We start from the raw sequence: 24,704 nt of genomic DNA, 5'->3' as shown, positions 1-24,704 counted from the left end.
TATCATTTTTTATTTTTTTTTAAATAAAATAACCCAAACTTTACCAATAAAATATTGAACAAAAAATCCTATTTCAAAACATTATTGGAAAAATAAGAAGCGTATAAAACTTTCATGCCTGATAGCGGCGGCTTTCAGATTATAATACCCTCCCCTCACAACGATTATAACTTTTCTTACATATCGCAAGGATGTCATGTAAAAGGCTAAAGATAGAGTACATATTATATAATCACCATTGCATAAATATCTTACACGCTTTATGCTTTTCCATGGGAGCAAAAGGAAGATGTCAATGTCATCTAAACTGACGCGTAACCAAACATTGGTTTTAAATACTTTAAAAAATGCAAAAGGGCCTTTAAGTGCTTATGCGATTCTCAATCACTTACGCGAAGAAGGTTTTCGCGCACCTCTCCAAGTTTATCGTGCGTTAGAAAAGCTCGTACAGTTAAAGTGTATTCATCGTCTTGAAAGTGTAAATGCCTTTATGGTCTGTTTACACCCTGAAAACTGTCAACATGAACTTACAACGTTTATAATTTGCGAAAACTGTGGCACAGTCAACGAAATACAAAATCAAACGATTGTATCAAGTTTAAAACAGATGGTTCAAGCAGTTGACTTCCAAGCACACAAAAGCACCCTAGAAGTACGAGGTCTTTGTAAAAAATGCGCAATAAAATAAGACATCTAACTTGAAAATAAGATCTCTAACTTGCAAGTTTATATATTTAGTATTATGTAGCAGGGATCGCCTTATTGTTGGAAAAGCTCTTATCGTCCGTGCATATATCACCCTACCCTAGAGTGAGAGGCTTATTATACTCGTTAGAACATAAATATTGAAAGTATAAAATCATGTCCGTATCTGAGACCATTTTTTCAACAAAAAATCTCGATAAAATGAAACGAAAAAAGGTAATCAAGGCTCTTCTTATTGTCTTTGCGCTTTTTGTACTTTGGTTTAGCTATAAGTGGACGACGCAATGGTGTTATATGCTGTCCACTGAAGATGCCTAAACTGTGGCACAGTCAACGAAATACAAAATCAAACGATTGTATCAAGTTTAAAACAGATGGTTCAAGCGGTTGGCTTCCAAGCACACAAAAGCACCCTAGAAGTACGAGGTCTTTGTAAAAAATGCGCAATAAAATAAGACATCTAACTTGAAAATAAGATCTCTAACTTGCAAGTTTATATATTTAGTATTATGTAGCAGGGATCGCCTTATTGTTGGAAAAGCTCTTATCGTCCGTGCATATATCACCCTACCCTAGAGTGAGAGGCTTATTATACTCGTTAGAACATAAATATTGAAAGTATAAAATCATGTCCGTATCTGAGACCATTTTTTCAACAAAAAATCTCGATAAAATGAAACGAAAAAAAGTAATCAAGGCTCTTCTTATCGTCTTTGCGCTTTTTGTACTTTGGTTTAGCTATAAGTGGACGACGCAATGGCGTTATATGCTGTCCACTGAAGATGCCTATGTGCAAGGAGATATAGCCGCTATTGCGACTAAATTAAATGGGTATATTGAAAAAATTGCCATTAAAGCCAACCAAGTTGTAAAAAAGGACGATGTTTTATTTTACCTAGACAATGGTGATTATAAAATAGCCTTAGATCAAACAGAAGCGCATCTTAACACACAGAAAAAAACACTTCTACGCATTGATGCGCAAATCACAGCCGCTCGTAGTTCTTTAGATGATGCAAAAGCACAAAAAGCAGCCGCTTCAGCCATAGCAACCAATGCACAACTCACCTTAAAACGTGTAACAGAACTGAAAGCCAATCGTTATGCTCCTCAATCCAATGTTGATGATGCCAAATCCGCTTATGAACAAGCCATTGCGAATGTTAACAGAGCGGATGCAAAAATGGCTTCAGCACGTGCAAATATCCGAGTGCTAGAAGCGCAACGAAGTGAAACAGAAAGCGAAACAAAGAGTTTAGAGCTCTCGCGTAAAAAAGCACAACGTGATCTTGATTCGACCATTATACGAGCGCCATTTGATGGAGTTATAGGAAATTTAACAGCAAAAACGGGAGATTTTGTTGTAAATGGCCAACGTCTTGCGGCGTTAGTCCCCATACATGCACTTTATATTGAAGCAAACTATAAAGAAACACAGCTACAAGACATTCATACCGGACAAAAAGCTTATATTTCTGTTGATGCCTTCGAAGATGATGTTTTTACAGGAACAGTGCTTTCTATTTCGCCCGCAACAGGCGCTGTTTTTTCTCTTCTGCCTCCACAAAATGCTACCGGTAACTTTACAAAGATTGTCCAGCGCATTCCCGTACGTATTTCTATTCCAGAAGAAGTTTTAAAAACCGGACATATCCGAGCAGGAATGAGTGTTTCAGTGAAAATTGATACACGTACAAAGCCACAAGATAAAAGTCTCTTATAAAAAAGTAGAAGATCTTACTATGACATCTTCCATACCAGAGCTCATACAGTCTCAAGAACGCATAGGAATGCGCAAAATTATAGTTTTTATAGCTATGTCTTTTGGCATGTTTATGGCAATATTAGATATCCAAATCGTTTCCTCTTCTTTAGCTGAAATTCAAGCGGGTCTTACAGCAAGCTCTGAAGAAATTTCATGGGTTCAAACTTCCTATCTCATCGCTGAAGTCATCATGTTGCCGCTTTCTGGATTTTTAGGAAGATTGCTTTCAACACGTGTTTTCTTCACCATATCAGCGATCGGGTTTACGATTACTTCTGTTCTTTGTGCAACAGCAACATCTATTGGAGAGATGATTTTGTATCGCGCACTACAAGGTTTTATTGGTGGAGGAATTATCCCAAGCGTTTTTGTCGCCTCTTATGTTCTTTTTCCTCCTTCCAAACGCCCAATTGTTACCCCTATTGTTGGACTAGTAGCAACATTAGCCCCCACCATTGGTCCAACCGTGGGAGGCTATATTTGTCATCTCTCATCATGGCATTGGCTCTTTCTCATCAATGTACCCTGCGGGATTATCATCTCAATTCTCGCTTGGAAATTAATTGATTTTGATAAAGCTGATCCCTCTTTAATGAAGAAGTTTGATTGGTTAGGATTCATTTCTATGGCTACTTTCTTGGGAACTTTAGAGTATATTCTAGAAGAAGGAGCACGTCATGATTGGCTGAGTGATACGCTGATTCGGGATTTGTTCATTACCATGATTCTTGCTGCAGCCTTATTCTTCTGGCGTGCTTTTACAGTAAAAGAACCCATTGTAGATCTCTCTACTTTTTCTAATTTTAATTTTTCAGCTGCATCCATTTTTTCCTTTTCATTGGGAATAGGCCTTTATGGACTCACGTACCTTTATCCTGTCTATTTAAGCCAAATCCGCCACTTTGATGCTCTCATGATTGGAGAAACATTGTTTCTTTCAGGATTCGTCATGTTATTAACTGCCCCGCTTGCTGGATTTCTTTCAGCACGAATGGATGCACGTTTAATGATGGCAATAGGACTTTTTGGTTTTGCAATAGGTATTTGGATGGCGAGCTCTATCACAGATAACTGGGATTTTTGGCAGCTTTTTTGGCCGCAAGTTTTCCGTGGTGCTTCTGTAATGTTATGTATGGTTCCTATTAATAATATTGCCTTGGGAACACTCCCACCAGAACGGATGCAAAATGCTTCTGGACTCTTTAATCTCACCCGGAATCTAGGTGGGGCTGTAGGGCTTGCCATTATCAACACTCTCATAACAAAACGCACAGACTTCCATCATGAACGAATAGCCGAAACTCTTAACTACGCAAACAGACAAGCAACTGAAATGCTTTCAAATCTTACTGTATTATTCAAAACAGAAACCTTTGATTCCTATACTCTGGCTCTTTCTCAATTGTTTGGTATGGTACGCATACAAGCAACCATTATGGCTATTAGTGATATTTTCTTTATCATAACCATCATTTTTGGTGTTTTAACATTTATGACAATGTTTCTCAAAAAAATACCACCTCTCATGGATTCACCACCAAATCACTAAGCTTAATTAAAATTGAGAAATATTTTTTATCCTTATCACTTTCCTCGTTTCCTATGCACTTTATCTTGTCTCAAGAGACAGTATAAATAAACATATGATTCTAAATGATTCTTCTGATAAAAATTCTTTTAATGCGGGCTCTTTCCGCACTTAAAAACAACTTCTCGCATACAAAAATTGTTCTAGATGATCGGTAAACAAAGAGCTTATCTAAAGTGCTCCACACCATAAAGATAAAGCAGCCATTTCTATAAGATTTTTAATTTATCACCATAGGGCACAAAAGATTAAAAGATTCTTTGCCCTTTACTCTTTTGATTCTTACAAGAATATTCTTAAAAGATTTATGATTCTTGTGATTTTTATTCACGCACATATTTCTCTTATAATGTGTAGGACAACGTTTTTTGATTCTGAATGCAAAATTTTACATGAAAAAATCATTTTGTATTTGATCCTCTCATGCCAATTGCAAAACGATTTACCTTTATAGCAAAAAAGTAATGACATATTTTTTTTCAAAAAAGCTGCTTTTGAACATGTAATTTTATTTTTTTACACTCTTTAAAAAAAGCTGATACTTACAATTTTGATTCTACTGCTGTATATTTTTCTTTCTTAAGCCCCTTCTCTTTCAATAAGCGCTAAAATTGTATAAAATTTCTCAAAATATCTCTCTATTGAATCAATCAAAACCATTCCCTTGCACATAAAAAGCAAAGAAAAAAACTGTTTAAGAAAAAAGTAAAATATCCAACCATTTCGATACAAGATTTATCAACGATATTGAAAACTGGAAAACTGTATGATGATAGCGACTTTAAAAGAACACAAGACAACTTAAAAATCCGGTTCCTTTAATATTATAAAATAGGACGCTATTTCAAAAAATGAGCTTAAAATATATTCCTACTCACTTAACTGAAATTATCAAAAATAAGAAACCAGCCACATAATAAAATCGCAATAGAACTCCCCAAAAACTTTGTACCGCTAAATACTTTGGCTCTAGCCAAAACAGTATGCTCTCCTCAATACCAGCTGTTGAAAAACAAAATAAACATATCTTCAAGCCACTTTATGATGCTGGAAACGATTTGAAACTTCTCGTTCTCCACTAGGAACTAAAGTGCCATAACACCCAGAAAGATAATGTGGTATCAGTTCCAACGCTTGAAAGCGATGCTTTTCGTAAGGACCAGGCATTGCCAAATTTTCTGTTAAACTATTTGAAAAGCCAAAACGTTGATAAAATTCAAAATCCCCTACCAGCAAAATGGCGCCATATCCCAATTTTTTTGCTGTTTCAATTGCATGGCGGACTAAAATTGATCCTATTCCCATACCAGCACATTCAGATGCAACAGCCAAGGGGCCCAAAAGTAAAGCATGTTGTGTTTTATTTTTTCTTTTAGAAAAAGAAACATGCCAAAGACGGACACTTCCCACAAGCTCTCCCAGAGCATTTTTAACCACAAAAGAAAGTCCTTGAGCAGCTAACCGTCCACGACGTAAAGCCTCTGATGATTTACGTTTACGTCCATACCCCATCGTTGAATCAAGCAAAATTTCTCGATAAGGCTTATCGGTTTCTTGCTCCAATAAAAGTGTAAAACATGCCCCATCTTTTGTTTGAAAGTTCATCATGTTCATCTCAATGACCGCCCTCTTATAGCACCATGACGAGCATAGCAAAAAGTCTAAAAAAACTATAGTTAAAAGGAAACCTCAGATCACATATGATCGTAAAGGCTCAAAACCATTAAAAGCAACCGATGCGTAAGTTGTTGTATAAGCACCCGTTCCATGAATCAATATTTCATCTCCTATTGTTAGAGATAGAGGAAGCGGATAAGGTGTTTTTTCATAGAGAACATCTGCCGAATCGCATGTTGGTCCAGCCAAAATACAAGGCTCCATCACCTTATCATCATGAGGTGTCTCAATAGGATAACGAATGGCTTCATCCATAGTCTCAGCAAGACCATTAAATTTTCCAATATCAAGATAAACCCATCGTATATTATCATTATCAGCTTTTTTAGATATTAGAACAACTTCTGTACGAATAACACCAGCATTGCCAACCATCGCACGTCCTGGCTCAATAATCGTCTCAGGGATACGATTACCAAAATGCTTTTTCAATGAATCAAAAACTGCTGTACCATAAGCTTGTTCTGTAGGGACATCTTTCAAATAACGCGTTGGAAAACCGCCCCCCATATTCACCAACCTTAGTGAAATGCCTTCTTGTTCCAAACGCTTAAAAACTGTAGAAGCATCCGATAAAGCACGATCCCACGCACTCAAATCAACCTGCTGAGATCCAACATGAAAAGAAACACCATAGGCTTGCAAACCCAATTGGTGTGCCCGTCTTAGAACATCAACCGCCATATCTGGAACACAACCAAATTTGCGTGACAATGGCCACTCTGCACCTTTTCCATCGGTAAGAACACGGCAAAAAACACGCACTCCTGGAGCAACACGCGCAATTTTTTCCACTTCTTCCACACAATCAACGGCATAAAGTGAAACTCCCAATGCATATGCTCGTGCAATATCACGCTCTTTTTTAATCGTATTTCCAAAAGAAATACGCTCTGGCGTTGCACCTGCTTTTAAAGCCATTTCAATTTCTGCAACAGAAGCCGCATCAAAAGAAGATCCTAAAGAACTTAGCAAACACAAGATTTCAGGAGCTGGATTTGCCTTTATTGCGTAAAAAATACGAGACTGCGGCAGAGCTTTTTCAAAATTTAAATAGTTGTCACGAACAACATCAAGGTCAACAATTAAGCATGGACCTTCAGAGCGATGTGTTGCAAGAAAATCGCGAATACGTTGCGTTGCCATCTGCAATTCTCCTTGAGGGAACGCTCCCCCACTCTATGCTTAGACAGCCAAAGCTGCCAAAAGCTAAAGGACAAAAAACACACAACAACCATCCCCATTCTGATTACAAAAAACCAGAAATTAGCATTGCATGCTGCGAAAGAACAGCGCGAAACCGCGTTATTCTATTTTATCTGCCTTTTTGATTGGAGTTGAGAAAACCACTTCCGCACTGAAGGCAATGAGGTGTGCCTCTATAGTTATCCCAGCATTTAAAAGCTGGAAGACACCAGAAAGGCCCGCACCGTCGTTGCTTCAAGATGTCCTCATTCTTGCAATTGGCTGTAAGAATGACTGGAGCGGTTAGTTCCAGGTACCGTACCGGTTAATCTCACCATTTGAGAACCAGCGGACACCCACAGGCACGTGCGACTTTGGGCAAGGCATCCTATAAAACGAATTCTTTCTCATTTCAATCATTTTTTTAATTTTAAACATTTTTTAATTCTTAAAGATAAAATGATGCGAAAAAACAACACTCTCCCCAGACAAAGCCATCCATCCGCTTTCATGAGATCACACCCCTTACATTATCTGTGCAACATAAATCACTGTCTTGCGTTTAAAGCCCCTCGTTTCTTTACCCTATTCTATCTCCTAATATCCGCAGCAGAAAATAACGCAAAATAAATTACTCAAGACATTAATTTATAATGATAATTTATTATTGTACCCTTAAACAAAAATCCCATTATAAAATCCTCTTATTTCAACCCTCTTACAATGAATCAATTAAAATCATTCTTTTGCGCATCACAAATAAAAAACAATTGAAAAAAGGAGTACCTCTTATATATCCTCTCAAATGCAAAGATGACCAACATTGAAGACTGAGGATAGTAACGACTGAAGCACCATAGTCTTTAAAGATAACGTGTCCTTCCCCCAACAAAACACCATTATCTTTCTCATTTACATCCTAAAAACATCCCTGCTTCCACATTCATTTCACAGCATCGCTTAAGCAAAATATCATGAAGAAATCCCCGTATAATATAGCTTGTATAATATAGATCAACTACATCTCACCCTCTTTATACTTATGAAATTAAAAACAAACGCTCCCATTCTATCTGCCAACTCCCAATATTGCAGAAACTCCTACATTGAAATGTTTCATAACACCTTATCTAAAATGATTTTTGTCCACACGTTACTCCCATTTGCAACGTACAAGCGAATGAATTTTACGCGATTCGTTCTCATCTAATCTGAAAGCAACAAAGTTCACAATATTGAACTCTTTTATTCAAATGAATAATAAATTATCATTATAAATTAATGTATTATATTAAATTCTGAAATCATAAACTCCTATTATCATTTTATTTTTCCACCTAGCATCTGCTTTTTCATCTCCTCTTATTAATCACATCTTATTCATACGCTTTTCTCTTAAACTATAATCTCCCTCCTCTGCGCTGTTGGTGAACGGCTTTTCTATTTTTAAATGAAAAGTATTTGAAAACTCAATCCTATAAGTCAAGGAGAGCGAACAATCTATAATGATTATTTATAAGTCAAATAATTTAATATAAACAAAAAGACCGAATAATATCCGGTCTTATGAAATATTTTTCTACCAATATAAAAAACTCTTCTCTCTTAAATTTAAGAGAAAAACGCTACAACTTAAAACTCTACACTACGATATCCTTATGTCCCTTGATGAGAATCAATTGCACGCAACTTCAACAATTGAAATTGCCTATGGCGCTCACGAAAGCGCTCTCTATCGGCTTCACTACGCGTGTTATAACAAGCATCACAGGAAACACCTTCCTCATAATGAGGCGATAATTTGCTTTCAGCATTAAGAGGAGAACGACACGCGCGACATAATTCGCGTCCACATTCTTCAAGACCATGTTGAACAGAAACACGCTCATCAAAAACAAAACACTCACCCCACCATAAACTTTTCTCTTTTGGAATTTTTTCTAAATATTTGAGAATACCTCCTTTTAGATGGTAGACTTGCTCATAACCAAGATCACGAACATAAGCTGTTGATTTTTCACACCGAATACCACCTGTACAAAACATGGCAATTTTCTTTTTTTTCTTTAACTCAGCCTCATGTTTACGCACCCATTCAGGAAATTCGCGAAATGTTTTAATCTGCGGATCAATCGCTCCTTGAAAACTCCCTATTGCATATTCATAATCATTACGCGTATCGATTAAAATTGTCTCTTCATCTTGAATAAGAGCATTCCAATCTTCAGGATCCACATAAGTACCAACAACTTTTAGCGGATCAACCCCTTCAACCCCCATTGTCACAATCTCTTTTTTCAACCGCACTTTCATGCGATGAAAAGGCATTTTTGATGCCCATGAATATTTAATCTCCGGCGTTTGAAACGCTGGCTCAGCCGTAATAAAATCCACCAATGCCTCAATCGCATCACAAGAACCAGCAACTGTTCCATTAATGCCCTCTTGTGCTAAAAGCAGAGTGCCTTTGATATCCTTTGCTTGACATAAATCCTGCAAAGGTTTTTGTAATTGATGATAATGCTTCAAATCTGCAAAGCAATAAAGTGCAGCAACTTTAAAATTCTTTTCCATGTGTTTTGCCATAACGCGCGTTTCATTCAATTTCAAGATTTATTCATGTACTCTTTAACATATTGTGCTTAATCAAACGATACAAATAATATCATCTCCAAGAAGAAAAAATATCATGTGCCAAAAAAGAGAAAAGCTTTTATTATATCTCCAAGGACAAACTGTTATACCTGTTTTACTCATTGACAATCTACAAAGTGCTGTACCCTTAACACGCGCTCTTGTCAAAGGTGGATTAAAAACAATTGAGATCACCTTGCGAACACCAAATGCCCTCAAAGCAATTCAGAAAATTACACAAGAAGTCCCTGAAGCAATTGTTGGAGCCGGCACAATTCTCAACACAACACATTACGAAAAAGCCGAACAAGCTGGAGCCAAGTTTATTGTAAGCCCCGGATTATCCAATGAACTAATCAATTGTGCAAAAAATAGTGAAATTCCCCTTCTTCCCGCTGCAATGACCCCAAGTGAACTCATGCAAGCATTAAACAAAGGCTATTCATATCTTAAATTTTTCCCTGCTGAAGCTGCTGGAGGTATTTCCTTCATTGAAGCTTTAGCATCTCCCTTCTCTGATATCCGGTTTTGCCCAACAGGCGGTATTACACAAAAAAGTGCAACACAATGGCTCCAACTGCCCAATGTCTTCTGCGTTGGTGGTTCTTGGATAGCGCCCCAACAACTCATTGCAATAAGTGATTGGGATTCGATTACTGCATTAGCATATACCGCATCACAACTTCCCTCTCCCTCGAAAAAAGCTCTTTCTACAATCTAATATAAAGTGCAAGAATATCAGCCCCTTCAACAAGACCAAAGCTTTCACACATCCTTACGCAATCTTTTAACATTGCCATGGAACCACAAATCATCACCCGATCTTCATCGAGATGAATTTTGGGGAGCGCTATTGTTTCAAAAAAGCTCCCACTCTCCATAACAGTCGTAATACGCCCCATATGCTCAGAAAGCTCACAAGTAGTCATAGGATAAAATTTCAACTGTTGTGCATATGCCCCAATGAATGAATCTTGTTGCAAAGAGAAAACAAGATCTTTGCACAAATTAACTCATTCTTTTCGCGCGTTATTTAAATAAGAACAACTTCTGAAAATTTTTCATAAATGTCAGAATCACGAATAAAGCTTGCAAAAGGAAAAAAAATCCGTACCGCTTTGAAAGAAGATAAAGCACCAATTTTCCCACCCATTACTCCACAAAAGCGCGCTCTACAACATAAGTAGCAGGAGCATTATTGGCTCCTTCAACAAGACCAAAGCTTTCACACATCCTTGCGCAATCTTTTAACATTGCCATGGAACCACAAATCATCACCCGATCTTCATCAGGATGAATTTTAGGAAGGCCTGTTGTTTCAAAAAAGTCCCCACTTTCCATAACAGTCGTAATACGGCCCATATGCTCAGAAGATTCACGAGTAGTCATAGGATAAAATCTCAACTGTTGTGCATACTCTCCAATGAGTGGATCTTGTTGCAAAGAGGAAACAAGATCTTTTGCATAAATTAACTCATTTTTTTCGCGCGTTGTTTGAATAAGGACAACTTCTGCAAATTTTTCATAAGTTTCAGGATCACGAATAAGGCTTGCAAAAGGAGCAATCCCCGTCCCAGTTGAAAGAAGATAAAGACGTTTTCCAGGAATAAGAGCATCAAGCACCAGCGTTCCTGTAGATTTTTTACGCATGAGAACTGTATCACCAATTTTAATTTTTTGGAGATGCTCGGTTAAAGGTCCCCCTGGAACTTTTATCGAAAAAAACTCAAGCTGTTCATCCCAAAAGGGACTTGCAATCGAATAAGCGCGATAAATCGGCTTTTCTGCATTTGGCAAACCGATCATAACAAACTCACCCGAACGAAAACGAAAACTTTCCGGACGATTCAGACGGAATTTAAATAACCGATCTGTATAGTGACAAACCTCTTGGACAGTAAGGGCGAACACATTCTCAGGAATCGGAAAATTTGCAACGCTGCTGATGCTTGACGGAACATTGGTAGCAGACGTATTCATACTCTTCCCCATATCTTTATTGAACGTTAAATTTCGAATCCTTGACGTGATATAGTACTTGCACAACCATCTGCCAACAATTTTCTCAACACAAAAGCCTCAAGGTTAACACTTTTATGTCAAAATTAAATAAATGAGTCTAGCGCGCTCTATCAGCGATAAAATTGATTTCACTTAAAACCAATCAAAGACTAGAAAGTAAATATTGGATACCCAATCCATCTTGAAAACAAATAATATCCAAATCAACGAGTTTTCTAAATCAACAGTTTTAATGTATCAAAAAGTGTTTACACACTGTTTTCCATTCAATAAAAATAATTTTAAGTGCATGAGACGACATCCAAAATTGCACAGATGAGTGATCTTCCCCCTCATGGTAGAAAACTTGTAATACATTGACTTAACGTGGTTAATTTAATCATTTTACCTTCTCTAAATAAGAAGCCAATGCAATATTTAATCACAACAATCACACCAGCAATAATAGTCTAACATTGCACTCTTCAAAATGATACAATACAATAAACTATGTTTATTTTTTTATATGCCTAAACGAGGGAAAATAAGTAAAAAAGTCTATGTTTTACAAATCATTAGAAGATACCATGTTGATAACAACACAAATAAAACTAAACTATCTCTTATATCTAGAGTACCATTTTACATAAAAAACGACTTTAATGGCAGCATAGGCTTCTTAATGATTTTGACCATAGCAAATAGTGTCTTTCCCCTATATCGTAAAGAACCTCAATGAAACAACCAAAAAAACTCCGTATTTCACGAACACAGATAAGCTTTTAAAATGAACAAATCCGTTAATGATGAAATAGATACATCACTCTATACAGCTGTAGCAACCATCGATGTCAGTGCCATTGTTGCCAATTATATTACTTTAGCCAAACGTGTAGCTCCAACACAATGTTCAGCAGTTGTAAAGGCAAACGCCTATGGATTAGGAGCTCACAAAATTGCTCCTGCCCTTTATCAAGCTGGTTGTCGCACTTTTTTTGTCGCCCAAATCAGAGAAGCACTCCAATTAAAAAGCATTTTACCATCAAATGTCACAATTGCCATTCTGAATGGACTTCCACACTTAGCAGAAGAGTTTGTCGCACAATCTGGTATTGTTCCTGTTCTAAACTCTTGGAATGCCATTGAAAATTGGCAAAAAATTTGTCAAAAAAAAGATAAAAAATTTCCAGCAATTGTTCAAATCGATACCCATATGAACCGATTAGGACTGGATCAAAAAGAATTACAAAAACTCATCAAACACCCTACAATTTTCGAAAAAGCAGAAATAAAATATATTCTTAGTCATCTTTCTAACGGAGAAGATGATACCCACCCATCAAATTATGCCCAATTGACTTCTTTCAAAACGATCCTTGCGCAATTGCCTGCTTGCAAAGTTTCCTTTGCCAATTCTGGAGGTATCTTTCTAGGATCAGATTTTTATTTTGATCTTGTTCGTCCAGGCATTGCACTTTACGGAGTTGATCCGCGGGGAAAACACCCATCACCTTTGAAACCTGTTTTAAAACTTGAAGCCCAAGTCATTCAAAGCCGCGTTGTTGATATAGGAGCACCTGTTGGTTATGCAGAAAGCTTTATAACCAACAGACCAAGCACTCTTGCAACCATTTCTATAGGCTACGCAGACGGCTGGCTCCGTACTCTTTCGAATAAAGGAACTGTTTATTTCAACGGGCACAAACTTCCCATGGTTGGGCGGGTTTCTATGGATTCCATTATTGTAGATACGACCGATCTTGAACAAAAACCTCAAACTGGTGACTGGGTAGAACTCATTGGTCCCCATCAAACACTTGAAAAAGTATCTATAGATGCCGATACCCTTCCCAATGAAATTCTAACATCTCTTGGCTCCCGCTATAAATACATTTACACATAAAAACTCTTTAAAAAAATAAATTGATAAAAATCATCATTTTAGAAAATTGAGGGGCTTTTACAAAAGATTTTACAACAATCAACCACATAGAATGGTCATAGATACCGTACATTCACAGAAATCTCAAAACAGACAAGTTGATGGACTGTTTTATGGAAGTAGCTTTCATCTAAAATACAAAAACTTAGCCTTTCCCCATAAATTGACAAAAAAGAATCTACTACAAAGTTTTTAAAATTAATTTCCCAATTAAAATCATTCGCTTGCATACCACAAGCTGAACTATGTGTAGATAAAAATGATTTAAGAAAAGAATAATGCCTCTTATGAACCATAGTGCCAAGAGCTATAACATTAGGCGCTGGCAAAGTGTATGATAGTGCCCAGCTTACTCCGTTATGAAGCGTAAAGATAGTGGGGAATCAATGGATTTACCCTTACACCATTCACGAGCGCCGTCGCGAAATGGGATTGGGAGCGAAGTGTCTCTTTAAAACAAACACGTGAATTAACAACTCAAGTATATTCTTTTTGGAGCGTTCTGTTTTACATGAGGATCATTCCCCCACTAAAGAACACAATAAATATAAAGTATGGAGCAATGTGTAATCCCCATTATTTAAAAAACATTGCTTTAAATGCTTTTGAAAGCCATAAAGCTGAATTAAGAGGAGATGACAAACTGAGGATTGATTTTCACCTTACGGCTTTACATTTTCCAAAATAAGATTGTCTTCCAGTTTCAAAGATTACGTCAACAGAAATACGCAATCCCCGCCCTCATCTGACAGACAAAAGCAGGAACTACTCATAAAGCTCTTTTTTTCTCAATCTCTGGCTCAAGACATGTTGCTGCATTAAGTTTGGATGTTGATTTACAGGCAACAGCTAAAGCACACGAGCTCTTAGGAAAACAGCGCCGTAAAGTCACAAACTGACTTGCAATGAAGTGGAAAGATGTGCCGGCTTTTATAAGACCCCTTGTAAAAAAAAACATAATACATTTGGCTTTGCGTTTGCTCATTCTGACAGGTGTTCTTACATATTTTTTCGTCATATTTACAAAAAGCAGATTAAAGAGAAATATTTAGACAATTCTTGACTCGAAAAGATGCAACAACAGAGTTTCGCGTGTCTTTATCATCAAAAACATTAAATTTGATTTTATTCTTTCTACAACCCGTCGTCGTCACCTTAGTGAGAAGTAGTATGTCACAACACATGCAACAGACGTGCCCCTATCCTCATAGGTTTTCACTCTCGTTTACATGAATTAGCTGGCTAAACCGATGCCGACTAGTCAAAAACCATGTCATACGGTAGAATGCAAAGGAGAGCATGCCTATTGCCGACAAAACACAGCTTTTTGTCGACTTTTTCGATTTTGCTCATGTTATAAAAAACAATGCAAAATTCTAGAAAATAGACAAATAATTCCATAGTAACATGATCAACAAGTACAAAACCCACACAAAATGTGTGGGCTTTTTTCGTTCATGCAAATAAACAAATTAAATATATATTTGTTATTTAATAGGTATTTCCCAATGGTGGACACGAACAAATGAGCATTCTGTCTCCCGCAACATTATCAATACGCGATACAGGAGGCCAATATTTATTGGCTGGATCAAGAGAACTGTTGGGAAAAGCAGCTTCTTGTCGCGAATAGGGTCGTACCCAAGCATCATCTAAAGTATCAGCCACTGTATGAGGGGCATTCACCAATGGATTATTGTCTTTTGGCCAAACCCCATTCCCAACTTTTTTCGCTTCTTCAGCAATAGAGAGTAAAGCATCACAAAAACGATCAATCTCTGCTTTTGGTTCTGATTCCGTTGGCTCAATCATTAAAGTTCCCGGAACAGGGAACGACATCGTAGGCGCATGGAATCCATAATCAATGAGACGTTTTGCAATATCATCAACACTCACCCCATACTGCTCTTTCAACACGCGTGTATCCACAATACATTCGTGAGCAACACGTCCATGCTTGCCCCGATAAAGAATGGAATAAGCAGCTGAAAGACGTGCAGCAATATAATTGGCATTTAAAATGGCTATTTGTGTTGCATATTTTAAGCCATCAGCCCCCATCATTCGAATATACATCCATGTAATTGCAAGAATAGACGCACTTCCATAAGGAGCAGCCGAAACCGCATGCGTTGTCCCATCTTGTTCATGACCTGGTACGAATGGTTTGAGATGCGCAGCAACTCCAATTGGTCCCATACCAGGACCACCACCACCATGAGGAATAGCAAATGTTTTATGAAGATTCATATGACAAACATCAGCGCCAATATCCGCAGGACGAGCAAGCCCCACAAGGGCATTGAGATTAGCACCATCAAAATAAACTTGTCCGCCATTTTCATGAATAATAGAACAAATTTCCTTAATGCTTTCCTCGTAAACACCATGGGTTGAAGGATAAGTAATCATAAGAGCAGCCAATTTATCTTTATGCAATTGCGCTTTCATCTTGAGATCGTCTACATCAACATCACCATCGCTTAAACATTTTACCACAACGACTTCCATCCCTGCCATATGAGCCGAAGCTGGATTGGTACCATGCGCAGATGCAGGAATAAGACAAACTGTACGTTGATGTTCTCCTCGTGATTGGTAATATCGTCGGATAGCCAAAAGCCCAGCATATTCACCTTGAGCACCAGAATTTGGCTGAAAAGAAACTTGCGCAAATCCTGTAATTTCACACAACCACGCATTTAACTGGTTGATCATCTCCAAATAACCCGCAGCATCCTCTAGTGAAACAAAGGGATGTATATTGGCCATGCTAGCCCAACTTACAGGCATCAATTCAGCAGCTGCATTAAGCTTCATTGTACAAGAACCAAGAGGGATCATAGCGCGATCCAGCGCCAAATCCTTATCCGCTAAACGACGCAAAAAGCGCATCATATCTGTCTCTGAATGAACCGCATGAAAAAAAGGCTGAGAAAGAAAAGCAGCATCCCGTTTTTTTCCAAAGAGTCGTGGAGAAACCTGATCGCCTAATTTTGCCCCAAAAAGCTGCGCTAAAGCACCAGCATCTTCTTCTGTTGATAATTCATCAAAATTGATTGCAATAGTGTCATCATCGAGAACACGAATAAGGCGCCCACCTATTTTGGCTTGATGCGCAATTTCTCGTGCTTTTCCCTTAACAGAAATACTCACACAATCAAAAAAGCTTTTCCCTTCAACATGAACCCCTGCGGCTTCTAAACCAGCAACAAAACGACATGTTAAATGATGAATTCGCTGCGCAATTTCTTGTAAGCCTTTTGGCCCATGCCAAACAGCATAAGCGGTTGCCATATTAGCCAACAAAGCCTGCGCTGTACAAATATTTGACGTCGCTTTATCGCGCCGAATATGTTGTTCACGTGTTTGCAAAGCTAAACGAAAACCAACGCGTCCTTTGGTATCCACGGATTGACCAACAATACGCCCTGGAATAAGACGCGTTAACGCATCACTCACGGCAAGGTAACCAGCATGTGGACCACCAAATCCCATCGGAACGCCATAACGCTGCATAGTGCCAACAACGATATCTGCCCCCCATTGAGCAGGTGGCTCCTGAAGGGTAAGCGCTAAAGGATCAGCCACAACGATAACTAAAGCTCCCTTTTCCTTTGCCTCTTTTATGATCTCACTGTAATCATGAAAAGAGCCTTTTGTATCTGGCCAAGACAAAACAATTGCCGCTGTATCAGGATCAATTTCGCCATTTTGGCTAATCTGAATCCCTTGTGTTTCAGCACGCGTTTGCGCAACACTCAAAGTCTGAGGATGTAAAAGACTCTGAAGAGAAATTTTTGTTTTTTTCTCACGGAAAAAGCGAACAGCAAGGGCATTGGCTTCAGCTAAAGCAGTTGCTTCATCAAGAAGGGAAGCAGCAGAAACAGGCAAACCTGTTAGTTCACTAACCAATGTCTGAAAATAAAATAAAAGCTCTAAACGACCTTGGCTAATTTCTGCTTGATAAGGCGTATAAGCAGTATACCAAGCAGGATTTTCAAACAGATTTCGTAAAATAACCGGAGGCACATAAGTTCCATGATATCCTTGCCCAATAAAACTTTTGTGCACATGGTTACGCTCCATCATCTTGGAGAGTTCTTCCAAGGCTTGTCCTTCACTAGCAGCCTCTGGAAGATTCAATGAACGTCCCAAATGGATAGAGTGTGGAACAGCTTGAGAAATGAGTGTCTCAACACAATCAAGCTCTAAAACATCAAGCATTTTTTGTGTTTCATCAGGACGCAGCCCAATATGTCGAGAAGAAAAAGAACGCTCGATCATGGTACTCATCCAATCAAAGCCTTATAAGCATCTTTATCTAACAACCCCTCCAGTTGTGTCTCATCCTGCAATGTCATTTTCCATAACCAGCCTTCTGTTTCGGGTTTCTGGTTTACCAGTTCAGGATTATCAGCCAAGGCTTCATTTATTTCGACCACTTCACCATCAAGAGGAGCATAAACATCTGAAGCCGCCTTCACTGATTCTACAACAGCCGCCGCCTCTCCTTTGGAAAGTTTTGTTCCACTTTGTGGTAAATCAACAAAAACCAAATCCCCTAATTGCTCTTGCGCATAATGCGTAACCCCAACAGTCACCACTTGCCCTTCAACGCTAAGCCATTCATGGTCATGTGTAAAATAAGTTTTAGACATAAAAAATCATCCTTTAAAATAACGTTGTTCAACAAAGGGAAGAGAATGAACTGATAATACAATCTTTTTGCCTCGCAGTTCTGTAAAGACTTGTGTCCCTTCAACTTTAAAATCAACAGGAACGTAACCCATCGCGACAGGACCATCAAAAGAAGGACCAAAACCACCTGATGTTACAATGCCAATCTCATTACCTTGATCATCAAGAAGCACCGCACCGGCACGAATAGGTTGACGCGTTTGCGGTTTTAATCCAACACGACAACGAGCCGGTCCTTTTTGCAGTGCTTTAAGAAAAGCCTTTGCACCATAAAATTGTGCTTTTTCTCGAACACTTTTAGGAACAGCCCATGTTAGAGCCGCATCAATAGGTGTCGTATCAGGGGTAATATCATTTCCATGCAAACACAGCCCCGCTTCCAACCGCAAGCTATCGCGTGCGGCAAGTCCAATCCACTCAACACGAGAATCACTCAGCAATTTTTCAGCCAACATATGCGCATGCCCTATAGGCAAAGCAATTTCAAAGCCATCCTCTCCCGTATAACCAGAACGCGTTATAAACCAATCCTGTTGTGGTTCGAATCCTTGCATAAAGAACAATTCATTCCCTGGCAAATCCGCATCAGCAAGAACAGCTGCCGCTTCAGGACCTTGAAGTGCAAGCAATACCCTTTCAAGGGCAATCACTTGACATTCAAAATCAACCGCACGCTTTTCCAATTCTAAAAAATCAGCCTGTGCATTCCCAGCATTGGCGACCAACATAAAACGACCCTCTTCCAAACGGGTAATAATAAGATCATCAAGAATACCAGCCTGCTCATTAAGCAAATAATTATACCGTGAATGCCCAATCTTTAAAGCTGCTGCATCAATGGGAAAAGCATAGGACAAAAATTCCACAGCTTGTGCCCCTTCAACCGCAATCAATTTCATATGAGAAATATCAAAAAGTCCTGCATGTGCACGCGTATGAAGATGCTCTTTTAAAACGCCAAGAGGATAAGTTAAAGGCATGTTCCAACCCGCAAAAGCACCAAATTTTGCTCCTGCTTTTTCATGCAAATCATATAAAGGAAGTGTTTTTAAAAAAGATGTTTCTTGTGCTGTGCCCATAATAACTCCAAAGCTGCGCTAACGCCCACAGAATATGGTCGTCTCTGCCCCCTCTGTCATCAACCTGAGAGACTCGCGAAAAAATTTTTCGCTTACACCTTCGGCGCGGGTTCTCCCGACTTTCCAGATCTGCCTTCTTCCTTTTACGGTCCTTAAAGCCTGAGAGATTATGGGCTATTTCCCCTTCGGCGGCAATGCGAAAATTTGCAATCTGCACTCTCCCGCAAAAGAATGAAAGAAACGATAACGCTCTTTCCAGCATATTTAAACCTATAGCCTATCTTCATCACACTGTCATTAGTAAAGTGATGAAAATGTTCTCATTTTAAAACTTGCATAAGCTGCTTCAAAAGATTTATAATATTATCCTTTTGAACCTTACAAAAATTGCAAGCAACACATTTTAGGAAATTTAAGACAAAAATCAAAAGCTATAAACAAAAATACCTCTTGAAAATCATGCAAAACGTCACACACTAAAAAGATCGCAAAGCAATATTCTTTCGCGCGCAGTTCAACCTTAAAGATAGGGTTTCATATTCTTTTTGAGAATAAGGACTTCAAATATTTTATAAGTATGATTTTAATGCACAAGAAGTAGGTTTTCTGCTTTCTCAATAGTGTCATAAATAGCGACTATTTACAGACTAAAATTACCGAACAAAGGTGACAAAATACTCATGAAAGCTGGTAATATCTCTTACAATTGCGAAAATGATCTTCCAAAGCAAATTGCTCTTTTTCCTTTAGAAGGTGCACTCTTACTACCCGGTGGTTTTTTATCACTCAATATTTTTGAACCAGAATCACTTGAAATGATTGAAAATGTTATGGTAACTGATCGTCTATTGGGCATTATTCAACCACTTTCATCGGATACAGATCGCTTCTCTACACAACTTTATAAAACAGGCTGTATAGGGCGTATTACAAACTACAGTGAAACAGGAAACGGACAACTGTTCATTATCTTACAAGGTGTTTGCCGCTTCACTTTAGAACAAGAATTGAAAAACACAAAATCCTATCGAACAGCTCTCATCCAATCAAACATAAAAGACTTGCAAGAATTTGATATTGAAGAAAGCATTAACCGAGAGAACTTACTCGACGTTGTAGAAAAATATCTAACCATACATGAAATGGAATATAATTGGAGCAGCATCATAGAAGCCCCTACACCTATATTGGTTAATGCTTTTTCAGCTCTTATCCCCTTTACACCAGCAGAAAAACAAGCTCTCCTTGAAGCTCCAGATATCGAAAGCCGTGCCCAAACTCTTCTTGCATTAACAGAACGCTCGCTCATGAAACAAACAGGAACAGATTACCGCTTAAACTAATGAATGTCCAAACATGAAAAAAATGACCACAGATCCCAAAATGCTCGAATTGCTCGTCTGCCCAATGACGAAAGGTACTCTCTCTTTCAACCGAAAAACACAAGAGCTCATTTCTCTCAAAGCCAAACTTGCCTACCCTATTCGTGATGGCGTTCCCATTATGCTTGCCTCAGAAGCGCGCCCTTTGCAAAACAATGAAGAAATAACGCATAAAAAATAAAAAATCCTCATGCAATTTCCCTCTACAAGCCCACTGTTATCAAGTCTCTATCAATATGATATCTCAATATTTACGATTTCTGAAAAAAGAGATTTACAATGAAGATATTTATATCGCTTTACACCTTGTAACAAAAGCCAAAAATATCATCAGATTCTCTCATTCCAGCCTGTTCATACTGAAGCAATCAAAACCATTCGCTTGCACCACACAAGCATCTGAATAAAAATGGCTCTTATGAACTTCTTAAAAGCAAGAATTATAATAACATTTTTAACCAACTCAGGTAAATGAAATTTATTATATTAAACATAAAGATTGTTATATTTCATGGACTTTAATTTATACTATTTACGAACAACATATTTGAGATACCTCGATTTAAGATGAATAAAAACGACAAGTTATATCATCTTATGTATACCATATCGGGACAAGAATATTTATCTGTTTGCGTAATCTTTGAAACGGAGAAGCAACCTAATTTTTGGGAAAAAACATAAAATCGTAAAGGAGAAAATCACCTCATTACCTTACCATCACCCTTTAATTTCGCTTTACAATTTTTACAAGTATCTAAAGTATCTCAAGCAATATTTTTTATGTATAATATACGCATTAATTACATGAAAACTTGAAAAAACAAACAAGAAACACTGTTGTAATTTCAATTGACGATTGAAAGTAATTGCCTTATGAAGGAGGCTTGTGTTTTTGGTTGTATACGCGACAATCAAATAGGGTCTGGAAGCCCGAAAAACTCAAACTAGAAATAAAACCGCTTTTGCGGATATCCCGGAATTTCCGGGGGCTCTTGTTATGTCCAAGTGCTTTCAGCACTAAAAGCAAGGGGCTGTTTTGAGTCAGCACTTCCAGACCCCGGAATACTAATGCGAGGGCGCTCGCAACCGGTGGGGACATCAAGTGAAAGCCAAAAATCTACATTTTTACGATATTTCTTTAGGCAAAAAAATTCGCTTCAGAAGAAACGTCATGGGGTTTTCTCAAAAACAATTAGGAAGTCATTTAGGCGTAACATTCCAACAAATCCAAAAGTATGAAAAAGGCTTAAATCGCGTAAGTGCAAGACGTTTACAGGAAATTGCTCATATATTAGATGTTCCCGTTTCCTTCTTTTATGCTGATGGCGCAAAAAAAGAAGAGAACCTCTATCATTGTGATGACAGAATAGCAAGCAAAGCAGAATATTTACTTTTAAAAAATTTCAGAATACTGACCCGCAAAAAACAAAGAGCAATTTTGCAGTTGATTTCTGATGAAAAAAATAACCCCTTATTTTCATAAGTTCATTGCAAAGATAATCAAAGTCCTTAATAATATTGACAAGAATTGTGACTGTCTCCCCACACTTCATGAGAATGAAAATGCTTAATCTAATCTGATTTGTAAATAATCCGAATTCTAACGAGTTTAACTTAGAAATAGTGCATTGATTTATAATGATAATCTAACGTTATTGATATTGAATAAGTGTTTCGAATATCGTAAAATTCTTTCATTTCAAACGTGTTCTATATTGAATCAATCAAAATCTCTTGTTTGCACAACACAAGCAAAGTTGGCGTGTGAGTAAAAATGTACAAAAAGGCATACCTCTTATTGAATCGTCTCACATACCAAGAGCTGTAACGACATTGTGTGCTGAAAAAATGGATGATGGTGCTAACTTGCTCTTTTATTAAACGTAAATATGGGAGTGTTCAACGGCTGACTTTCCACTCATATAAGTCACTTAAAAAAGGCTTGCCAAACAAGCCTAAGAATATTCCCACACACTAAAAAACACTTAAATATATCGAGAAAGCTTAAAGATCATATACCATCATACTCCAAATAATGATATTTTATAGCATAACAGGATTAAAGTAAAAATAAGAAATATAAATTAAAAATAGACACGAAAAACTATATGTATAACTTTCATAAGAATTTATCTATATATGGATACTTAAGTTTATCCTGTTGTGCCATAAATTCTATCATTTAAGGTATGAGGATATGAAGCACGCATACCTCCTTGAAACATTCAAATGTTTTTTAGATGCCCAATATCTTTTTAAATATTTTTAGGCCTGCTTGTTGAGCCTTTAGTTTAAGTGAAAAATGAGAAGCCGCTAGAATCTAGCAGTTTACAGACTGTAATAGGAAGCTTCGCTTTTAAAGGCATAGGGAGAAAATCAAATAATTCAACAATTAACAGATAAAGTATAAAAAGATTCCACCAACGCGATACGTAATACCATCTTTAAAAAATTCAAAAGTGTGAAGGTACACATTGACAGAAGATAAGGAATTCACTTAATTAAAGTGTTTTCTAAAGAGATAATAGCTTAGCGTAAAATATTCAATTTTTTCAATTCTGAAAGATTAAAAGAGACGTATTATTTGAAATAAAACAATTTATTGTGCTAATGATGATGATTGGTGTGCACAAAATTGAGTTGTTGAAAATCAAAAATATAATTTAATGATGTTCCTTGACCAACTCACTCTCTCCTGAGTATAGCACGGGGAATAAACGTGGAGAGACATGAGGAGTATATAGAAAATGAGTTATAAAGTTGCAATTGTCGGCGCAACCGGAAATGTTGGTCGTGAAATGCTTACAATTTTAGAAGAACGTGGTTTTCCTGCACATGAAATCGTCCCTCTAGCATCACGACGCTCATTAGGACAAGAAGTTTCTTATGGAGATAAAACTTTAAAAGTAAAAGCACTGGATACTTACGATTTTTCTGACACAGATTTTTGTCTTATGTCTGCGGGAGGGAGCATTTCCAAAGAATACGCCCCTAAAATTGCTGCTGCCGGCTGTGTCGTCATCGATAATTCCTCCACGTGGCGCTATGATGCCAATGTTCCGTTGATAGTCCCTGAAGTCAATGGCGAAGCTATAAATGCCTTTTCTAAGCGTAATATTATAGCAAATCCTAATTGTTCAACAATTCAACTGGTCTTAGCTTTAAAACCTCTCCATGATGCTGCAATCATTAAACGTGTTGTTGTCTCTACATATCAGTCTGTTTCTGGAGCTGGTAAAGAAGGAATGGACGAACTTTTCGAACAATCACGTGCAGTTTTTGTTGCAGACCCAATTACATCAAAAAAATTTACTAAACGCATTGCCTTTAATGTCATTCCTCATATCGATGTTTTCATGGAAGATGGTTATACAAAAGAAGAATGGAAAATGACGGTTGAGACGAAGAAAATTCTCGATCCGAAAATTAAATTAACAGCCACTGCTGTTCGGGTCCCTGTCTTTATCGGTCATGCCGAAGCCGTCCATGTTGAATTTGAAAAACCACTAAGCGCATCTGAAGCACAAGCGCTCCTCCGCGATGCACCAGGCTGTCAGCTTATCGATAAACACGAAGATGGTGGTTATACCACACCTTATGAAGGTACCGGAGAAGATGATACCTTTATTAGCCGTGTTCGTGAAGATATCACCGTTGAAAATGGTTTAGCTTTCTGGGTTGTCGCCGATAATTTAAGAAAAGGAGCAGCATTGAATGCCGTTCAAATTGCTGAATTGCTCATTTTTCGTAATTTGATAAAGCCTAAGTCCGCAAATTAACGCCCTGTCCGAAAGGACAAAGAACCCCTAGCCGGTCTGTCAAAAGTCCGGCTTCTCTTCAGTATAACCTTCCCCAGCTGAAGGTTCATATCACCATCCTAAAGAACTGTAATCCAAGGTATTGTCAAATTTGACTCGGAATATCCTTGAATGCCTCGCCACCTTAAGTTAAGCATTGCCGCCTTAATGACATTTTACGGTACAATAGGATCAGCAGCGGAAAGCATTTTTTGCTTCATGCTGCTGATCCTTTTTGTCATTCC

At 37.8% G+C, this 24,704-nt stretch carries 16 protein-coding genes, 3 pseudogenes and 1 riboswitch; of the genes and pseudogenes, 11 read left to right on the top strand and 8 right to left on the bottom strand.

Annotation, left to right across the window (positions count from 1 at the left end; translation table 11 throughout):
* The first annotated feature begins 295 nt into the window (after positions 1 to 295).
* The 5 genes and pseudogenes from ACFINL_RS08055 to ACFINL_RS08035 all read left to right on the top strand — a co-directional run bounded on the left by ACFINL_RS08055 (position 296) and on the right by ACFINL_RS08035 (position 4,019).
* On the top strand, positions 296 to 688 hold the full coding sequence (locus ACFINL_RS08055; RefSeq protein WP_375612302.1) for a Fur family transcriptional regulator: 393 nt from the start codon (positions 296 to 298) through the stop codon (positions 686 to 688).
* A 173-nt stretch (positions 689 to 861) separates the two neighbouring features.
* A pseudogene (locus tag ACFINL_RS08050) lies at positions 862 to 1,020 on the top strand (HlyD family secretion protein); the annotation flags it as partial.
* Positions 1,017 to 1,160 (top strand): annotated as a pseudogene (locus ACFINL_RS08045) (transcriptional repressor); the annotation flags it as partial. The pseudogenes ACFINL_RS08050 and ACFINL_RS08045, both read left to right, overlap by 4 nt.
* 173 nt (positions 1,161 to 1,333) lie before the next feature.
* Positions 1,334 to 2,428 (top strand): HlyD family secretion protein, encoded by a 1,095-nt coding sequence (locus ACFINL_RS08040; RefSeq protein WP_375612301.1) that lies wholly within the window; start codon positions 1,334 to 1,336, stop codon positions 2,426 to 2,428.
* A 19-nt stretch (positions 2,429 to 2,447) separates the two neighbouring features.
* Positions 2,448 to 4,019 (top strand): DHA2 family efflux MFS transporter permease subunit, encoded by a 1,572-nt coding sequence (locus ACFINL_RS08035; RefSeq protein WP_375612300.1) that lies wholly within the window; start codon positions 2,448 to 2,450, stop codon positions 4,017 to 4,019.
* 1,068 nt (positions 4,020 to 5,087) lie between these two features.
* Here the strand turns inward: ACFINL_RS08035 and ACFINL_RS08030 are convergent.
* The 3 genes from ACFINL_RS08030 to ACFINL_RS08020 all read right to left on the bottom strand — a co-directional run bounded on the left by ACFINL_RS08030 (position 5,088) and on the right by ACFINL_RS08020 (position 9,494).
* Entirely contained in the window at positions 5,088 to 5,672 is a 585-nt protein-coding gene (locus ACFINL_RS08030) for a GNAT family N-acetyltransferase (RefSeq protein WP_375612299.1), read from the bottom strand.
* Between the two features lie 75 nt (positions 5,673 to 5,747).
* A complete protein-coding gene (locus tag ACFINL_RS08025) occupies positions 5,748 to 6,881 on the bottom strand; it encodes a type III PLP-dependent enzyme (protein WP_375612298.1) in 1,134 nt (377 codons plus the stop codon).
* Positions 6,882 to 8,576: 1,695 nt separating this feature from the next.
* The gene (locus ACFINL_RS08020; protein ID WP_375613636.1) at positions 8,577 to 9,494 is read right to left on the bottom strand and encodes a rhodanese-related sulfurtransferase; all 918 of its coding nucleotides are present in this window, start codon (positions 9,492 to 9,494) and stop codon (positions 8,577 to 8,579) included.
* A gap of 115 nt (positions 9,495 to 9,609) precedes the next feature.
* On the opposite strand from ACFINL_RS08020, the gene eda reads away from it, so the two are divergent.
* Positions 9,610 to 10,275 carry a bifunctional 4-hydroxy-2-oxoglutarate aldolase/2-dehydro-3-deoxy-phosphogluconate aldolase gene (gene eda, locus ACFINL_RS08015; protein ID WP_273791461.1) on the top strand — a complete coding sequence of 222 codons (666 nt, stop codon included), beginning with the start codon at positions 9,610 to 9,612 and terminating at the stop codon, positions 10,273 to 10,275.
* A 16-nt stretch (positions 10,276 to 10,291) separates the two neighbouring features.
* Here the strand turns inward: eda and ACFINL_RS08010 are convergent.
* Positions 10,292 to 10,653, bottom strand: a pseudogene (locus tag ACFINL_RS08010) (ferredoxin--NADP reductase); the annotation flags it as partial.
* A 53-nt stretch (positions 10,654 to 10,706) separates the two neighbouring features.
* The gene (locus tag ACFINL_RS08005) at positions 10,707 to 11,534 is read right to left on the bottom strand and encodes a ferredoxin--NADP reductase (RefSeq protein ID WP_273791462.1); all 828 of its coding nucleotides are present in this window, start codon (positions 11,532 to 11,534) and stop codon (positions 10,707 to 10,709) included.
* 808 nt (positions 11,535 to 12,342) lie between these two features.
* Between ACFINL_RS08005 and alr the strand changes: the two genes are divergently transcribed.
* A complete protein-coding gene (gene alr / locus ACFINL_RS08000) occupies positions 12,343 to 13,458 on the top strand; it encodes an alanine racemase (RefSeq protein WP_375651329.1) in 1,116 nt (371 codons plus the stop codon).
* Between the two features lie 1,530 nt (positions 13,459 to 14,988).
* Here the strand turns inward: alr and gcvP are convergent.
* From gcvP to gcvT, 3 genes are read right to left on the bottom strand one after another with little or no spacing between them, the layout of a single operon-like run.
* A complete protein-coding gene (gcvP, locus tag ACFINL_RS07995) occupies positions 14,989 to 17,784 on the bottom strand; it encodes an aminomethyl-transferring glycine dehydrogenase (RefSeq protein WP_375651332.1) in 2,796 nt (931 codons plus the stop codon).
* A 5-nt stretch (positions 17,785 to 17,789) separates the two neighbouring features.
* On the bottom strand, positions 17,790 to 18,158 hold the full coding sequence (gene gcvH / locus ACFINL_RS07990; protein WP_375612294.1) for a glycine cleavage system protein GcvH: 369 nt from the start codon (positions 18,156 to 18,158) through the stop codon (positions 17,790 to 17,792).
* Between the two features lie 6 nt (positions 18,159 to 18,164).
* Entirely contained in the window at positions 18,165 to 19,277 is a 1,113-nt protein-coding gene (gene gcvT, locus ACFINL_RS07985) for a glycine cleavage system aminomethyltransferase GcvT (RefSeq protein ID WP_375612293.1), read from the bottom strand.
* Positions 19,278 to 19,413: 136 nt separating this feature from the next.
* Positions 19,414 to 19,511, bottom strand: a riboswitch (glycine riboswitch).
* Between the two features lie 446 nt (positions 19,512 to 19,957).
* Here gcvT and ACFINL_RS07980 point away from each other — a divergent pair.
* The 4 genes from ACFINL_RS07980 (at position 19,958) to ACFINL_RS07965 (ending at position 24,441) form a co-directional block, all read left to right on the top strand.
* Positions 19,958 to 20,620, top strand: coding sequence for an LON peptidase substrate-binding domain-containing protein (locus ACFINL_RS07980; RefSeq protein WP_375610818.1), 663 nt, complete (start codon positions 19,958 to 19,960; stop codon positions 20,618 to 20,620).
* Between the two features lie 13 nt (positions 20,621 to 20,633).
* Positions 20,634 to 20,840, top strand: coding sequence for a Trm112 family protein (locus tag ACFINL_RS07975; protein WP_273791466.1), 207 nt, complete (start codon positions 20,634 to 20,636; stop codon positions 20,838 to 20,840).
* Positions 20,841 to 21,764: 924 nt separating this feature from the next.
* Entirely contained in the window at positions 21,765 to 22,145 is a 381-nt protein-coding gene (locus ACFINL_RS07970; protein WP_375612292.1) for a helix-turn-helix domain-containing protein, read from the top strand.
* Between the two features lie 1,264 nt (positions 22,146 to 23,409).
* A complete protein-coding gene (locus ACFINL_RS07965; protein WP_375638768.1) occupies positions 23,410 to 24,441 on the top strand; it encodes an aspartate-semialdehyde dehydrogenase in 1,032 nt (343 codons plus the stop codon).
* Positions 24,442 to 24,704: the final 263 nt, after the last annotated feature.

Origin of the sequence: Bartonella sp. AA78NXGY, from assembly GCF_042197005.1 — a bacterium.
Lineage (GTDB): Bacteria > Pseudomonadota > Alphaproteobacteria > Rhizobiales > Rhizobiaceae > Bartonella.
Note: the sequence above shows the minus strand (reverse complement) of the source record. Positions and strands in the feature narration are given on the sequence as shown.

Coding starts and splice junctions, on each gene's coding strand:
- ACFINL_RS07980 (WP_375610818.1), top strand. CDS start 19,958: ATGAAAGCTGGTAATATCTCTTACAATTGCGAAAATGATCTTCCAAAG.
- ACFINL_RS07975 (WP_273791466.1), top strand. CDS start 20,634: ATGAAAAAAATGACCACAGATCCCAAAATGCTCGAATTGCTCGTCTGC.
- ACFINL_RS08055 (WP_375612302.1), top strand. CDS start 296: ATGTCATCTAAACTGACGCGTAACCAAACATTGGTTTTAAATACTTTA.
- ACFINL_RS08035 (WP_375612300.1), top strand. CDS start 2,448: ATGACATCTTCCATACCAGAGCTCATACAGTCTCAAGAACGCATAGGA.
- eda (WP_273791461.1), top strand. CDS start 9,610: ATGTGCCAAAAAAGAGAAAAGCTTTTATTATATCTCCAAGGACAAACT.
- ACFINL_RS08040 (WP_375612301.1), top strand. CDS start 1,334: ATGTCCGTATCTGAGACCATTTTTTCAACAAAAAATCTCGATAAAATG.
- gcvP (WP_375651332.1), bottom strand. CDS start 17,784: ATGATCGAGCGTTCTTTTTCTTCTCGACATATTGGGCTGCGTCCTGAT.
- ACFINL_RS08030 (WP_375612299.1), bottom strand. CDS start 5,672: ATGAACATGATGAACTTTCAAACAAAAGATGGGGCATGTTTTACACTT.
- ACFINL_RS08025 (WP_375612298.1), bottom strand. CDS start 6,881: ATGGCAACGCAACGTATTCGCGATTTTCTTGCAACACATCGCTCTGAA.
- ACFINL_RS08005 (WP_273791462.1), bottom strand. CDS start 11,534: ATGAATACGTCTGCTACCAATGTTCCGTCAAGCATCAGCAGCGTTGCA.
- alr (WP_375651329.1), top strand. CDS start 12,343: ATGAACAAATCCGTTAATGATGAAATAGATACATCACTCTATACAGCT.
- gcvH (WP_375612294.1), bottom strand. CDS start 18,158: ATGTCTAAAACTTATTTTACACATGACCATGAATGGCTTAGCGTTGAA.
- ACFINL_RS08020 (WP_375613636.1), bottom strand. CDS start 9,494: ATGGAAAAGAATTTTAAAGTTGCTGCACTTTATTGCTTTGCAGATTTG.
- gcvT (WP_375612293.1), bottom strand. CDS start 19,277: ATGGGCACAGCACAAGAAACATCTTTTTTAAAAACACTTCCTTTATAT.
- ACFINL_RS07965 (WP_375638768.1), top strand. CDS start 23,410: ATGAGTTATAAAGTTGCAATTGTCGGCGCAACCGGAAATGTTGGTCGT.